The 14,044-nt window shown below is 73.1% G+C and carries 15 protein-coding genes; 10 read left to right on the top strand and 5 right to left on the bottom strand.

Features of this window, described 5'->3' with window-relative positions:
* Positions 1–25: 25 nt before the first annotated feature.
* The 5 genes from ACI2LY_RS27775 (at position 26) to ACI2LY_RS27755 (ending at position 3,754) form a co-directional block, all read left to right on the top strand.
* The gene (locus ACI2LY_RS27775) at positions 26–1,426 is read left to right on the top strand and encodes a diaminopimelate decarboxylase (protein ID WP_404709527.1); all 1,401 of its coding nucleotides are present in this window, start codon (positions 26–28) and stop codon (positions 1,424–1,426) included.
* A 190-nt stretch (positions 1,427–1,616) separates the two neighbouring features.
* Positions 1,617–2,006 carry a hypothetical protein gene (locus tag ACI2LY_RS27770; protein ID WP_161192007.1) on the top strand — a complete coding sequence of 130 codons (390 nt, stop codon included), beginning with the start codon at positions 1,617–1,619 and terminating at the stop codon, positions 2,004–2,006.
* Positions 2,003–2,827 (top strand): transcriptional regulator, encoded by an 825-nt coding sequence (locus ACI2LY_RS27765; RefSeq protein ID WP_404709526.1) that lies wholly within the window; start codon positions 2,003–2,005, stop codon positions 2,825–2,827. Before ACI2LY_RS27770 ends, ACI2LY_RS27765 begins: the two co-directional genes overlap by 4 nt.
* A gap of 31 nt (positions 2,828–2,858) precedes the next feature.
* Positions 2,859–3,359, top strand: a complete 501-nt coding sequence (locus ACI2LY_RS27760; RefSeq protein ID WP_401452395.1) for a roadblock/LC7 domain-containing protein — start codon at positions 2,859–2,861, stop codon at positions 3,357–3,359.
* A 23-nt stretch (positions 3,360–3,382) separates the two neighbouring features.
* On the top strand, positions 3,383–3,754 hold the full coding sequence (locus ACI2LY_RS27755) for a hypothetical protein (RefSeq protein WP_389006771.1): 372 nt from the start codon (positions 3,383–3,385) through the stop codon (positions 3,752–3,754).
* Positions 3,755–3,848: 94 nt separating this feature from the next.
* Here the strand turns inward: ACI2LY_RS27755 and ACI2LY_RS27750 are convergent, their stop codons facing one another.
* Both ACI2LY_RS27750 and ACI2LY_RS27745 read right to left on the bottom strand, forming a co-directional pair.
* Positions 3,849–4,691 (bottom strand): MurR/RpiR family transcriptional regulator, encoded by an 843-nt coding sequence (locus tag ACI2LY_RS27750; protein WP_404709525.1) that lies wholly within the window; start codon positions 4,689–4,691, stop codon positions 3,849–3,851.
* A 146-nt stretch (positions 4,692–4,837) separates the two neighbouring features.
* Positions 4,838–6,175 (bottom strand): PLP-dependent aminotransferase family protein, encoded by a 1,338-nt coding sequence (locus ACI2LY_RS27745; protein ID WP_404709524.1) that lies wholly within the window; start codon positions 6,173–6,175, stop codon positions 4,838–4,840.
* Between the two features lie 113 nt (positions 6,176–6,288).
* Here ACI2LY_RS27745 and ACI2LY_RS27740 point away from each other — a divergent pair, with 113 nt between their 5' ends.
* Positions 6,289–6,930, top strand: coding sequence for a LysE family translocator (locus ACI2LY_RS27740; protein WP_404709523.1), 642 nt, complete (start codon positions 6,289–6,291; stop codon positions 6,928–6,930).
* Positions 6,931–7,217: 287 nt separating this feature from the next.
* Here the strand turns inward: ACI2LY_RS27740 and ACI2LY_RS27735 are convergent, their stop codons facing one another.
* Positions 7,218–8,609 carry a cystathionine beta-synthase gene (locus tag ACI2LY_RS27735; RefSeq protein ID WP_393913900.1) on the bottom strand — a complete coding sequence of 464 codons (1,392 nt, stop codon included), beginning with the start codon at positions 8,607–8,609 and terminating at the stop codon, positions 7,218–7,220.
* Positions 8,610–8,770: 161 nt separating this feature from the next.
* On the opposite strand from ACI2LY_RS27735, the gene ACI2LY_RS27730 reads away from it, so the two are divergent.
* The 3 genes from ACI2LY_RS27730 to ACI2LY_RS27720 all read left to right on the top strand — a co-directional run bounded on the left by ACI2LY_RS27730 (position 8,771) and on the right by ACI2LY_RS27720 (position 12,262).
* Complete coding sequence (locus tag ACI2LY_RS27730) at positions 8,771–9,790, top strand: SGNH/GDSL hydrolase family protein (RefSeq protein WP_404709522.1); 1,020 nt, start codon at positions 8,771–8,773, stop codon at positions 9,788–9,790.
* Between the two features lie 174 nt (positions 9,791–9,964).
* Entirely contained in the window at positions 9,965–11,185 is a 1,221-nt protein-coding gene (locus ACI2LY_RS27725; protein WP_393913902.1) for an acetyl-CoA C-acetyltransferase, read from the top strand.
* A 294-nt stretch (positions 11,186–11,479) separates the two neighbouring features.
* A complete protein-coding gene (locus tag ACI2LY_RS27720) occupies positions 11,480–12,262 on the top strand; it encodes a hypothetical protein (RefSeq protein ID WP_393595239.1) in 783 nt (260 codons plus the stop codon).
* A gap of 9 nt (positions 12,263–12,271) precedes the next feature.
* Here the strand turns inward: ACI2LY_RS27720 and ACI2LY_RS27715 are convergent, their stop codons facing one another.
* Positions 12,272–12,583 (bottom strand): hypothetical protein, encoded by a 312-nt coding sequence (locus ACI2LY_RS27715; RefSeq protein WP_404709521.1) that lies wholly within the window; start codon positions 12,581–12,583, stop codon positions 12,272–12,274.
* Positions 12,584–12,681: 98 nt separating this feature from the next.
* On the opposite strand from ACI2LY_RS27715, the gene ACI2LY_RS27710 reads away from it, so the two are divergent.
* The gene (locus ACI2LY_RS27710; protein WP_389006748.1) at positions 12,682–12,909 is read left to right on the top strand and encodes a DUF4287 domain-containing protein; all 228 of its coding nucleotides are present in this window, start codon (positions 12,682–12,684) and stop codon (positions 12,907–12,909) included.
* A gap of 72 nt (positions 12,910–12,981) precedes the next feature.
* Here ACI2LY_RS27710 and ACI2LY_RS27705 read toward each other — a convergent pair whose 3' ends face one another.
* The gene (locus tag ACI2LY_RS27705) at positions 12,982–13,842 is read right to left on the bottom strand and encodes a Bax inhibitor-1/YccA family protein (protein WP_404709520.1); all 861 of its coding nucleotides are present in this window, start codon (positions 13,840–13,842) and stop codon (positions 12,982–12,984) included.
* Positions 13,843–14,044 lie beyond the last annotated feature (202 nt).

Below are 14,044 nucleotides of genomic sequence, written 5' to 3'. Positions count from 1 at the left end.
CGAGCGAGAGGAACGAGGGCACACCGTGGCACAGGAGACCGTGGAGCACGACGGCACCGCCGAGCGGGAGCGGGAGGCCGCCGCGCGTGTCGCCCGGCGGGACGCCGCCGTGCGGGGCGCGGTGACCGACGGGCTGCTCGGCCCGGACGCGCCGCTGGTCGCGCTGCTGGATGTCGCGGGCATCCAGGAGTCGGCGGCGGCCCTGCGCGCGGCGTTCGACGCGGTGGTGGCGCCGGGTACGCCGGTGCTGCACGCCTTCGCGGTGAAGGCGGCCCCGCTGGTGCCGGTACTGAGCCTGCTGCACGCGGCCGGTCTGGGCGCCGAGGCGGCGAGCCCCGGCGAGCTGGCCCTCGCCCGCACCGCCGGGATGCCCGCCACCCGGACCGTGTTCGACTCCCCCGCCAAGACGCCCGGCGAGCTGCGTGAGGCGCTGGCGCTGGGGGTCGCCGTCAACGCGGACAACCCACAGGAGCTGGCCCGCATCGACGCCCTGGTGGCGGCCGGGCCCACCCGCTCCCCGCTCGGCATCCGGGTGAACCCGCAGGTCGGCGGCGGGTCCATCGGGGCGACGTCCACGGCGACGCCGACCTCCAAGTTCGGGGTGGCGCTGCTGGACGAGGGGGCCAGGGAGTGGGTGATGCGGGCGTATCTGGACCGGCCCTGGCTGACCCGGCTGCACGCGCACACCGGCTCGCAGGGCATCCCGCTGCCGCTGATGGCGCGGGGCGTGGCGGAGGCGTACGCGCTGGCGGAGGAGGTCAACGAGCGGGCCGGGCGGCGCCAGATCGACACCCTGGACATCGGCGGCGGTCTGCCGGTCGACTTCACGGCCGAGGCGACCGCGCCGACGTACGCGGAGTACGCCCGGCTGCTGGCCGCCGAGGTGCCGGGGCTGTTCGACGGGCGGTACGGGCTGGTGACCGAGTTCGGCCGGTCGCTGCTGGCCAAGCACGGCACGGTGCTGGCGCGGGTGGAGTACGCCAAGAGCGCGGGCGGGCGGCGGATCGCGGTGACCCACGCGGGCGTGCAGGTGGCCGCGCGGACCGTGTACGCGCCCGCGCAGTGGCCGCTCCGGGTCGCCGCGTACGACGCCGAGGGCCGCCCCAAGTCCGGGCCGGAGGTGGTGCAGGACGTGGCGGGTCCGGCCTGCTTCTCCGGGGACCTGCTCGCCGAGGGCCGTTCGCTGCCCGTGCTGGAGCAGGGCGACCTGGCGGCCGTGCTGGACACCGGCGCCTACTACTTCGCCCACCACTACGCGTACAACTCCCTTGCCCGGCCGGGTGTTTACGGCTTCGTGCCGGACGGTGCCGGGGGCGTGGAGTTCGCCGTGGTGCGCGAGCCGCAGACGGTGACGGAGATCGTGGCCGAGTCCGGCGGGGCGCACGCCGACGCGCTCACCACCCTGGGCACGCCTGGGAGCCGTTGACGCGGAAAGCCGGGCCGGTTAACAAAGGGACCAAAGGGGCCGACTTCCGCGCAACGCACGCCAATCGGCCCACATTAGTACGCCGGACGCACGTTCCAACGGAAAATGCCAAAGCCCCCACCCGCCACGCACACGTTGCGTAGTGTCAGTGTCACTGAGCCGGAGTCCCAGGCGGGGAGGGGAGCCCACGGTGCCCGGAATCGACGAATGCTTACTGGAAGCCATGCGGTTGCCCGGCGCCCGAGGGGCCGCGCTGGTGGACTGGACGAGCGGACTGGCCCTCGGCACGGTCGGCGAGGCACCCGGCGGTGACCACGAGACCACGGCCGCCGAGGCCGCCGAACTGGCCCGGCTGGCCGCCGAACACGGCGCCTTCTCGGCCGGGGAGAGCGCGGACGGGCGACCACCCGTCGAGGACGTGATCGTCAGCAACCACGACAGCTATCACCTGCTGCGGTTCGTGGACACGTCCTTCGACAGCAGCGTCTTCCTCCATCTGTGGGTGGGCCGCGCGGAGGGCAATCTCGCGCTCGCCCGGATCAGGCTCGGCGAGATGGCCGACCGGCTGGTGCTGGGATGACCGTGGTGGACATACCCCCGCCGCTGCCCGTGCGGGACCGGAGCGACCAGCGCGACCCGGCCTCGGGCGCCCTGTCCCCGATGCTCAGACGGCTCGCCGAGGAAGAGGCCACCGGTATCCTCGTCCGCGAACACGGCACCCTCTACCTCGCCCAGGGCAGAGTGGTGCACGCCGAGAGTCCGCTCGCCCCCGGCCTCGGCGTGCTCCTCACCGCCCATGGCACCCTCGCGGCGACCGCCTGGCAGCGCGCCACCGAGCGCTCCGAGAGCCCGTCGGACGCCGCCCGGCTGCTGCTCGACGCCGGGCTGCTGCCGGAGGGCGCGCTGGAACTGTGCCACCTGGACGCGCTGTACGACGCCGGGTACTTCGCCCTCGCGCCGAGCAGCACCCCGGGCCGCTTCCGCTACGACGGCACGCCCCAGCCGGGCGGGCTGCCCTCGGTGCCGGTCGTCGCGCTGGAACGGGAGACGCTGCGCCGCCGCCTGCTGCTGCACCGGCTCTGGCCCGACCCGGCCGCCGACAGCGCCCCGCTGATCCGGGCCGACCCGGCCGGAGCGGCCCAGGTACCGCCGCGCCGCCGGGCGGTGCTGGAGCGGGTGGACGGCGTCCGCACCGCGTCGCGCATCGCCCACGACCTGGGGCGCCAGGCGTTCCACACGCTGGTGGACGTACGGCGGCTCACGGCGGACGGCCTGCTGGCCCCGGTGCCGACCGCGCCGGACCCGCCGCCCGCGGCGTTCCGTCCGCCCGCCCCGCTGACGGTCACCGACCCCGACATCGCGCTGCTGAAGAGGCTCAGGAATGCGCTGGAGGCGCTTTGAACGGCAACCGCCCGCCGAGAGGAGAGAGCTGATGCTGCCCGAATCGGATCTGGCCGTCGTCCTGGACGAGCTGCGGCGGCTGCGCACCCGGGTACCCCAGCTCACCGGCGCCCTGGCGGCGGGCGTGGACGGTCTCGTCGTCGCCCACGACACCCCCGGCGTCGACCCCGACGGGCTCGCGGCGCTCACCGCGGCCTCGCTGGGCGTCGCCGTCCGGCTCGCCGACGCCACCGGCAACGGCGGCTTCCGGGAGCTGCTGGTGCGCGGCGAACGCGGCTATGTCGCCACCTACGCGGCCGGACGCACCGCCGTACTGACGCTGCTCGCGCAGGACCGGGTCAACGTCGGGCGGCTGCACCTGGAGGGCCGCCGGGCGGGCGCCCGCGTCGGGGAGCTGCTCGACGCGGCCGAGGCCGAGGCCCGGCGCCGCCCGCCGGAGCGGCCCGCCCGGCCCGCTCCCGCCCGTACCCGCGCCGCCGCCCGCACCGCGCGGGCCACGGCCACCGAAACACCGACCGCAACCGAGAGTTGAACCTCCGAAAGGACAGCAGAACCATGGCGAACACCGAAACGGCGCTGAAAGAGGCGCTCACCTCCATCGAGGGTGCCACCGGCGTCGCGCTCGTCGACTACACCAGCGGCATGGCGCTGGGCACGCTGGGCGGCAGCAAGACCTTCGACCTGAACGTCGCCGCCGCGGGCAACACCGACGTGATCCGCGCCAAGATGCGCACCATGGAGCACCTGGGGCTCAACGCCGAGATCGAGGACATCCTGATCACGCTGAGCGACCAGTACCACCTGATCCGGCTGCTGAAGGGCCGCGGCGGCAACGGCCTGTTCCTCTACCTGGTGCTGGACGGCCGAGCGAACCTGGCGATGGCACGGCACCAGCTGAAGCGGATCGAGGCGGAGCTGGAGGTCTGAGGCAGGCCCGCTGAGTCACAACGACGCCGTGGCACGGCGGCGGGCCCCACCGGGGGTCGCGTCGCCCGCCGCGCGAGCCTTGAGAGCGCGCCGGTCACTCCACGAAGAGCCCCCGCGCCGCCGCCCGCGCGTCGAACTCCTCCAGCCGGGCCTGCGCGTCGGGCAGCCCGTCGCACAGCGCCTCCAGCAGCACGCGGCCCAGCAGCATCGGCGCGCACGCGGTGTCGAAGGCGAGGCCGGTGCCGACGGCGGCGGGGAGCAGCAGGTCGGAGTACTTGGCGACCGGGGCGAACGCGGAGTCGGCCACCGTGACGATCGTCAGCCCGGCCTCCCTGGCGTAGGCGAGGGTGTCCAGCACCTCGCGCGGGTGCCGGGGCAGCGCGAAGCAGAGCAGCGCGGAGGCACCGGCCCGTACGGCGGCGTCGATACGGTCCTGCACCATCGAGCCGCCCTCGTCGAGCAGCCGGACGTCGGGGTGGACCTTGGCGGCGAAGTAGGCGAAGCCGAACGCCTGCGGGGCGGCGGCGCGCAGGCCCAGCACCAGAAGCGGGCGGGAGGCGGCCAGGACGCGCCCCGCGCGCTCGACCGGGGCGGGGTCGGCGAGGAGTTCGGCGAGGTGGCGCAGGTTCTCGATCTCGGCCTCGACGGCCTGCTGGTACTCGTTGAACGCCCCGTTGTCGGCGGCCGGTTCAGCGGGGACGACCTCGCGCAGATGGCGGCGGAGCGCCGGGTAGCCGTCGAAGCCCAGGGCGACCGCGAACCGGGTGACGGAGGGCTGGCTGACCCCGGCCAGCTCGGCCAGCTCCACGCTGGACAGGAACGGCACGTCGGCGGCGCGGCGCACCATGCTGTGCGCGATGCGGCGCTGGGTGGGCGTGAGCCGGTGCCCCTCGAAGAGCGCCTGCAACCGGTTCGCAGGGCTGTCGCTCGCGCTCATGCCGCGCTCCCCTCCAGATGTCGTCGGGTCCTGACGCCCCCGCGCGGAAAGTACGGAGGGTACAGCGCCGGGGCGGGGTCGGGCACCGTCGCCTATTCAGACGCGACGCTCCCTGCATACCTTTATACAGCGCGGCGGGCGGCCCGTCAGTCGGCCAGCAGATCCTCCGGCGCGGACCGGGCGATCCCGGCCAGGGTGTCCAGGGCGGCCGCGAGCACGTCGATGGGCGGGGAGGCGAGGGCGAGGCGGATCGCGTGCGGGGCGCTGTCGCGGCGTACGGCGAAGGCGGCGGCCGGGGCGACCGCGATGCCGTGCCGCGCGGCGGCGGCGACGAAGGTGTCCGCCCGCCAGCCCTCCGGCAGCCGCCACCAGCAGTGGTAGGCGCGGGAGTCCCCGCGCACGTCGAATCCGTCGAGGCGCCGGGATGCCAGCGTCTGCCGCTCGGCCGCGTCCCGGCGCTTGTCCCGTGCGAGCGTCCCAGCGGTGCCGTCGTGCTGCCAGCGCCGCATGACCTCCAGGGGGAAGCGCATGGGGGTCCAGCCGCCGGAGCGCAGCGAGGTGGCGAGGCGGTCCGTGCGGGCGGCGGGTGCGACGAGGAAGCCGAGGGTGAGGCCGGGGGCGACGCGCTTGGAGAGGCTGTCGACGAGCACGGTCCGCTCGGGCAACAGGGCGGCCAGTGGCGGGAGTTCGTCGCACAGGAAGCCCCAGACTGCGTCCTCGACCACGGGGAGGTCCAGCCGGGTCAGCACCTCGGCGAGCGCGGCCAGCCGGGCGGGCGGGGCGGTGAGGGAGAGCGGGTTGTGCAGGGTCGGCTGCGTGTAGAGGGCGTGCAGCGGGGCGCGGCGATGGGCCTGCTCGACGGCGCCGGGGACGAGCCCCTCGTCGTCCATGGCGAGCGGTACGAGGGTGACGCCGAGCCGGGCCGCCACCGTCCGGATGACGGGGTACGTCAGCTCCTCCACCCCGAGCCGTCCGCCGGGCGGGACCAGGGCGGCGACGGCGGCCGAGATGACCTGGCGGCCGTTCCCGGCGAACAGCACCTGGCCGGGGTCGGGGCGCCAGCCGCCTCGGGCGAGCAGGTCGGAGGCGGCTTCGCGGGCGGCCGGGGTACCGGCGGCGCCGACCGGGCGGAGGGCGTCCCCAAGGATGTCGGGCCGGGTCAGCGGGGCCAGGCCCCCGGCGAGGAGGTCGGCGTGGCCGGGCAGGGTGGAGTGGTTCAGCTCCAGGTCGACGGGGGCGGCGGCGGGTTCGGTGAGGGCGGGGGTCGCGGCCTCGGCTCCCGCGCGGACGTAGGTGCCCCGGCCGACCTCGCCGACGGTGAGGCCCCTGCGGGCGAGTTCGCGGTAGACGCGGGTGGCGGTGGAGTCGGCGATGCCGTGCCGCCGGGCGAACGTCCGCTGCGGGGGCAGCCGGTCACCGGGGCGGAGGGTTCCACCGCGGATCTCCTCGGCCACCGCGTCGGCCACGCTCCGGTAGTCGCTCACCCAGGCCCCCTCCCATGACATTGCCCTGAGAACAATAGCGGCTATTGCACCGAGATTTGAGGGTCCATAGCCTCAAGGCAATACCGCTCACGCGCCCAACAGGGGGACCTTCCATGCTCATCGAGCCCAGCGCGGCCCTGGGGGTGACGGTGGTGGCCCTCGGGATGGTGCTCACCCCGGGCCCGAACATGATCTACCTGGTCTCGCGCAGCATCACCCAGGGCAGACGCGCCGGGCTGATCTCCCTCGGCGGGGTGGCGTTGGGCTTCCTCGCCTACCTGCTGGCGGCCAACCTCGGCCTCTCGGTGCTCTTCCTCGCGGTCCCGGAGCTGTACGTCGCGGTGAAGCTGGCCGGTGCGGGATACCTCGCGTATCTGGCCTGGTCGGCGCTGCGGCCGGGCGGCGTCTCGGTGTTCGCCCCGCGCGAGGTGCCCCCGGACTCCCCGCGCCGCCTCTTCACGATGGGCCTGATGACGAACCTGCTCAACCCGAAGATCGCCATCATGTACGTGTCCCTGATCCCCCAGTTCGTCGACCTGGACCGGGGCCACGTCCTCACCCAGGGCCTGCTGCTGGGCGCGTGCCAGATCGCGGTGAGCGTCGCGGTGAACCTCGCCATCGTCCTCGCGGCCGGAACCATCGCCACGTTCCTGTCCCGACGACCGTCCTGGCTGAAGTTCCAGCGGTACGCGATGGGGACGGTCCTGGGGGGCCTGGCGCTCACCTTGGCGGCGGACACCTCGGGGCCCAGCTGAGAACCCGTAGAAGACTTTCGCGGGGACCGCCGCACCCCCGGTGAAGGGGGGCGGGACGACGGCGGTCCCCGCGAAGGACGCGGGTCGGGTCAGGCCCGTGCGCGCCCGAGGCGCCGTGGGAGGTCCGGGAGCCGCTCCGGAGTTTCCTGGGCGCCGTACGGCGTCGGCACGGGCGGGGAGCCGCTCCCGCCCTGCCGACACCCACTACTGTGCCGGGCGCGTGTTAAGCGGGTGCTGCGCGCACGTGACACGCTCGTGCCGCTTGGACCACGCCCCGGTCAAGTGGACTAGTGCAGCCCGCCCTTGGCCAGGAAGGACAGCAGGTCCTGGCGGCTGACCACGCCGGTCGGCTTGCCCTCGACCAGGACGATGGCGGCGTCCGCCGCGCCCAGCACCGTCATCAGGTCGCCCACCGGCTCGCCGGAGCCGACCTGCGGCAGCGGGGCCGACATGTGCTTCTCCAGGGGGTCGCCGAGCGAGGCCCGCTGGGAGAACAGCGCGTCCAGCAGCTCACGCTCCACGACCGAGCCGACGACCTCGGCGGCCATCACGTCCGGGTGACCGGCGCCCGGCTTCACGACCGGCATCTGCGAGACGCCGTACTCGCGCAGCACCTCGATGGCCTCGCCGACCGTCTCCTCGGGGTGCATGTGGACCAGGGACGGGATGACGCCGCCCACCTTGTCCTTGAGCACGTCGGCGACGCGGGCGCTGGGGCCCTCGTCCTCCAGGAAGCCGTAGTCGGCCATCCACTCGTCGTTGAAGATCTTCGAGAGGTAGCCGCGGCCGCTGTCCGGGAGCAGGACGACGACCACGTCGTCCGGGCCGAGGTCCTCCGCGACGCGCAGCGCGGCGACGACCGCCATGCCGCAGGAGCCGCCGACGAGCAGGCCCTCCTCCTTGGCGAGGCGGCGGGTCATCTGGAAGGCGTCCTTGTCGGAGACCGGCACGATCCCGTCGGCCACGTTCCGGTCGTAGGCGGTCGGCCAGAAGTCCTCACCGACGCCCTCGATCAGGTACGGGCGGCCGGAGCCGCCGGAGTAGACGGAGCCCTCCGGGTCGGCGCCGATGACCTTGACCTTGCCGCCGCTGGCGTCCTTCAGGTAGTTGCCGGTGCCGGAGATGGTGCCGCCGGTGCCGACGCCCGCCACGAAGTGGGTGATCTTCCCGTCCGTCTGCTCCCACAGCTCGGGGCCGGTCGAGTGATAGTGCGAGAGCGGGTTGTTCGGGTTGGAGTACTGGTCGGGCTTCCAGGCGCCCGGCGTCTCACGGACCAGCCGGTCGGACACGTTGTAGTACGAGTCCGGGTGCTCGGGGTCCACGGCGGTCGGGCAGACCACGACCTCGGCGCCGTACGCGCGCAGCACGTTGATCTTGTCCATGCTGACCTTGTCGGGGCACACGAAGATGCACTTGTACCCCTTCTGCTGCGCCACGATGGCGAGCCCGACACCGGTGTTGCCGCTGGTCGGCTCGACGATCGTGCCCCCGGGCTTCAGCTCCCCGCTCGCCTCCGCCGCCTCGATCATGCGCAGGGCGATGCGGTCCTTCACGGAACCGCCGGGGTTGAAGTACTCCACCTTGGCCAGGACGGTGGCCTGGATGCCCTCGGTCACGTTGTTGAGCCTCACCAGCGGGGTGTTGCCGACGAGGCTGATCATCGAGTCGTGGAAATGCACCGTTGTCTCCGGTTGCTTGCAAAAAACTGCGGTCGTCGTGGTTGTGCCAGCCTACGGCCAGCGGGAGGAGATGCGGACGGGCCTTCACTCCGTGTGGAGATTGGCGCACATGCCGTACGGGGCAAGGAGTGGGTACGGCTACGAGGAGGTGGCGGCGACGCATGACGAGCATGTCGAGGGCGAGAGTGGCCCGGCGCATCGCGGCCGGGGCGGCGTACGGCGGCGGCGGGGTCGGACTGGTGGGCGCGGCCGCCGTCGGACTGCTGCTGACAGAGATGCGGATGGCGCGGCGCCATGTGAACAACGGCAACACCACCGGCCGGGTCCCCCTGGCGGACGGTGTGTACGGCGCGGGGTACGGGCGGTTCGGCGAGCCCCCGCTGCGGCTGGCGATGCTGGGCGACTCCACGGCCGCCGGGCAGGGCGTGCACCGGGCGGGCCAGACACCGGGCGCGCTGCTGGCCGCGGGGCTGGCGGCGGTGGCGGAGCGCCCGGTGTCCCTGCGCAACGTCGCCCTGCCGGGCGCCACCTCGGACGACCTGGACCGGCAGGTGGCGCTGGTGCTGGCCGCCCCGATCGCCGCGCCGGACATCTGCGTGATCATGATCGGCGCGAACGACGTCACCCGGCGCATCCCGCCCACCCGCTCGGTCCGGCATCTGTCGGAGGCGGTACGGCGGCTGCGCTCGGCCGGTGCCGAGGTCGTCGTCGGCACCTGCCCCGACCTCGGCACCATCGAGCCGGTGCGGCAGCCGCTGCGCTGGCTGGCCCGGCGCGCCTCGCGGCAGCTGGCGGCGGCGCAGACCATCGGGGCGGTGGAGCGGGGCGGCCGGACGGTGTCGCTGGGCGATCTGCTGGGCCCGGAGTTCGCGGCCAACCCCCGCGAGCTGTTCGGCCCGGACCACTACCACCCCTCGGCCGAGGGGTACGCGACCGCGGCGATGGCGGTGCTGCCCACCCTCTGCGCGGCGCTCGGCCTGTGGCCCGCCGAGGAGGAGGTGCCGGACGCCTCGCGCCGGGAGGGCTTCCTGCCGGTGGCCCGCGCGGCCGCCGAGGCGGCGTCGGAGGCGGGTACGGAGGTCGCGGCGGCGATGCCGACCGGGCCGCGCGGCCCCTGGGCGCTGCTCAAGCGACGGCGGCGCCGCCGGGTGCGCGAGACGGAACCGGTCACACCGTCCTGAAGGGAACGACCCGCCTGAAGGGCACGACCCGCGACGGGAGGGAATGACACTGGCCAAGCAAGCGCTTAGACAATTGCGGTCAGTGTCACACCGCCGCAACGGTGACCCGGACCATACGTACGGGTAACTTCCGACTCGGCCCTGCCCGAATTCCCGTAAGCCTCTGGAGCCGTGATGCCCGAAGCCGTCATCGTGTCGACCGCCCGCTCCCCCATCGGCCGCGCCTTCAAGGGCTCCCTGAAGGACCTGCGTCCGGACGACCTCACCGCCACGATCATCCAGGCGGCGCTCGCCAAGGTGCCCGAGCTGGACCCCCGGGACATCGACGACCTGATGCTCGGCTGCGGCCTGCCCGGCGGCGAGCAGGGCAACAACCTCGGCCGGATCGTGGCCGTGCAGATGGGCATGGACCACCTGCCGGGCTGCACGATCACCCGCTACTGCTCCTCCTCGCTGCAGACCTCCCGGATGGCGCTGCACGCCATCAAGGCGGGCGAGGGCGACGTCTTCATCTCCGCCGGTGTGGAGATGGTCTCCCGCTTCGCCAAGGGCAACTCCGACAGCCTGCCGGACACGCGCAACCCGCTCTTCGCCGAGGCCGAGGCCCGCACCGCCGAGGTCGCTCAGCAGGAGGGCACCACCTGGCACGACCCGCGCGAGGACGGCCTGATCCCGGACGCGTACATCGCCATGGGCCAGACCGCCGAGAACCTGGCCCGGCTCAAGGGCATCAGCCGCCGGGAGATGGACGAGTTCGGCGTCCGCTCGCAGAACCTCGCCGAGCAGGCCATCAAGAACGGCTTCTGGGAGCGCGAGATCACCCCGGTCACGCTGCCCGACGGCACCGTGGTCGGCCAGGACGACGGCCCGCGCGCGGGTGTCAGCCTGGAGGGCGTCGAGGGCCTGAAGCCGGTGTTCCGCCCCGACGGCCTGGTCACCGCGGCCAACTGCTGCCCGCTGAACGACGGCGCCGCGGCCCTGGTCATCATGAGCGACACCAAGGCCCGCGAGCTGGGCCTGACCCCGCTCGCCCGCATCGTCTCCACCGGTGTCTCCGGTCTCTCCCCCGAGATCATGGGCCTCGGCCCGGTCGAGGCGAGCAAGCAGGCGCTGAGCCGCGCCGGTCTCGGCGTCGGCGACATCGACCTGGTCGAGATCAACGAGGCGTTCGCCGCCCAGGTGATCCCCTCCTACCAGGAGCTGGGCATCGACCTGGACAAGCTCAACGTCAACGGCGGCGCCATCGCGGTCGGCCACCCCTTCGGCATGACCGGCGCCCGCATCACCGGCACGCTGATCAACTCGCTGCAGTTCCACGACAAGCAGTTCGGTCTGGAGACCATGTGCGTCGGCGGCGGCCAGGGCATGGCCATGGTCATCGAGCGCCTGAGCTAAACCCCTTTTGATCGACCCTCGGTGACCGCCTCCGCACGGTCGGTCGAGAACGGCCCAGAACCCGGTAAAGCCCCCGGATTCTGGGCCGTTTTGTGATCCAATCTCCCCCAGGGTGTGACCTATCTCGCTCGCTGGGGGATCGGCGCAGGTCAGTGCCGTCGCCCGAGTGACACCAGAGGCCGCCGAGGCCAAAACCCTGTCCGTTTCGTGACGTTACGCACTGACAGGCGGTCAGTCCACCCTTCAAGCTGAGGTAGGAAGTCGGGGGTCGACTTTGAACCTGGGAGTACGTCAGTGAGCGCCATGTCCATCGCCCTGCTGCTCACCACGGCCGCCACGGGCGCCGTGGGCGTCGCCGTCCTGTGCACCGTGCTGCGGCTGCGCCGCCAGATCGCCGAGCTGCACACCCAGCTCGCCGCGCATCAGGCGGCCGAGATCCGCGCGCTGCTGCCCGCGGCCCGCACCACCGCCGACGCGGAGGAGATACGCGAGGCCGTGGCCGCCGCGCTCGCCGAGGAGCGGGAGCGTGAACTGGCCGAGGCCCGCGCCTTCTGGGCCGCGCAGGAGGTCCGCGACCTCTCCGACGCGCCGCCCCCGCTGTACGGCCTGGACGCCGATACGTTCCTGCCCCGCCCGTCCGACTTCGCGGGCCTGGAGCCGGTGTCGGAACCGGGCGTCGAGCCGGACGAGTTCTCCGGCGACTCCCCCGAGCTGGCCGCGGCCCGCCGCCGCCACCCCTCGCACCCCGACTTCGTCCCGGTGCAGTCCCCGGTGGGCGACGAGGAGGAGCGCGCCGTCACCATCCTGGAGCGGCTGTCCGTCGAGGGCACCGCGCTCGCCGACGTCCGCCCCGGCCCGCTGGGCACCCTCGACGTCTATGTCTTCGCCGACGGCACCACCCTGTGCATGACCCCGGGCCACCGCGAGACCGCCGAACGGCTGGCGGCCGCGCTCCAGCAGGGCGAGGCCCCCTGTCTGCTGGGCGGCTCGGGCATCTCCGGCGCCTTCACGCTGACCTTCGCCTGCGGCGAGGAGACGGTGTACGTCCTCGCGGACCGGGTCATCGCCTCCCTCTAGCCCGGCCTCTCAGACACCGGCCCGCTTGCGGGCCTCCTCGACCAGCTCCACCGCCTTGGCGAGCTGGTCCTCGCCGCGCAGCGCGACCGCCAGGTCGTGCCCGGCCACCGTGATCTGGTCGGCCGCCGCGAACATCCCCGCGTCCGGCATCTCCCGTGGCTCGCTGCCCGGCTCCTCCAGTTCCTGCGCCCGCCGGGCCAGCTCCCGCGCGACCGCCAGCGCCTCGGCGGCCGCGCCGCGCTGCAGCCTGCTCTGCGGTGCGGCCCGCAGCCGGTCGGCGAAGAGTTCCACTGCTTTGGTCAGGGGCGTCGTATCCAGCACGCGCCGAGCGTAACGCGGGCACTGTTGCCAAGCGGCCCGTGCTCGGGCACGGTGACCTGAAGGACCGGCCTTAATTTCCCTTGTGTCCGGAGGCGCCGATGTCCCAAGTCTTCTCCGAGGAGACCCACCGCAACCTGCTCGCCCGCATCCCGCACTGCACCGGCCGTGAAGTCGCCGACTGGCTGCGCACCGTCGACGAGGGCCCGGCCCTCCGCTTCGAGGACAAGGTCAGCTGGCTCCGGCACGAGCACGACCTCGCGTACGGCCACGCCAAGGCCATCGTCCACGAGTACGACCTGAGGAGGGCCGCGCGCAAGCTGCGCTGACGGGCACCGGCCCGCACACGCGGGAGGGCCCCCGGTGCGGGTGCACCGGGGGCCCTCCGTCGCGCCGGGGCGCTAGTCGTTGCTGCTGAAGATGGCGACCAGGCGCAGCATCTCCAGGTAGATCCACACCAGGGACACGGTGAGACCGAACGCGGCGAGCCAGGACTCCTCGCGCGGGGCGCCGTAGGCGATGCCGTCCTCGATCTGCTTGAAGTCCAGCGTCAGGAAGAACGCGCCGAGCAGGATGGCGAGGACGCCGACGATCGCGCCCAGCGGGCCCATGCCGCGCAGCCCGCCGTCCGGGGCGACCCCGAACACGACCAGCAGCATGTTCACCGCCATGGCCAGCACGAACGCGATGGCGACGGCCATGCCGATGCGGGCGTAGCGGGCGGTGACGCGGATCCAGCCGGCCTTGTAGACCAGCAGGGTGGCGGCGGAGACCGCCATGGTGCCGAGCACCGCCTGGAACGGGGCGCCGCTCCACCGGCTGTTGTACATCTCGCTGATGACCCCGAGGAAGACGCCCTCGAAGGCCGCGTAACCCAGGATCAGCGCGGGCGACGGCTTGCGCTTGAAGCTCTGCACCAGGCCCAGGACCATGGCGATCAGCGCCGACCCGAAGGCGAGCGCGAAGCTGGTCGGGGTGACCGGCAGCAGGGCCCAGGCGAGCACCGCGCCGAGGACGACGACGCCCAGCGTGGTCGACGAGCGGACGACCACGTCGTCCATCGTCATCCGGCCGGTCGTGGGCGGCGCCTGCGGCGGCGCGCCCTGGCCGACGGTGGTCTGCGCGTACGGGTTCTGCGCGTAGGGGTTCTGGCCGTACGGGTTGCCCTGCGCGTACCCGGCCTGCTGTGCGGTGTCGAAGCCTGCGTAGCCGTTGTCGCGACCGAACCCTCGGCGCGAGAAGACCGGGTTGCTGCTCCTCATTTCACTCCTCCATGGCTGCCGTGCGCAGCCTTGGCTCAAGAGTAATGGACTGGCAAAGGATCGGCCCTGCTCCCTGAGGAGGATCTTTCCTTCGCCGTGCTTGACCAACGCACCGCGCGGAAGCCATGTTCCCAGCCCGGTCCTCTTATATGCCAGCTCTTCTGTGCCTGACCTGGCACGGAGGAGGCCGGCCGCCGGTTCC

The organism is Streptomyces sp. NPDC002176 (genome assembly GCF_044903645.1).
Taxonomy (GTDB): domain Bacteria; phylum Actinomycetota; class Actinomycetes; order Streptomycetales; family Streptomycetaceae; genus Streptomyces.
Note: the sequence above shows the minus strand (reverse complement) of the source record. Positions and strands in the feature narration are given on the sequence as shown.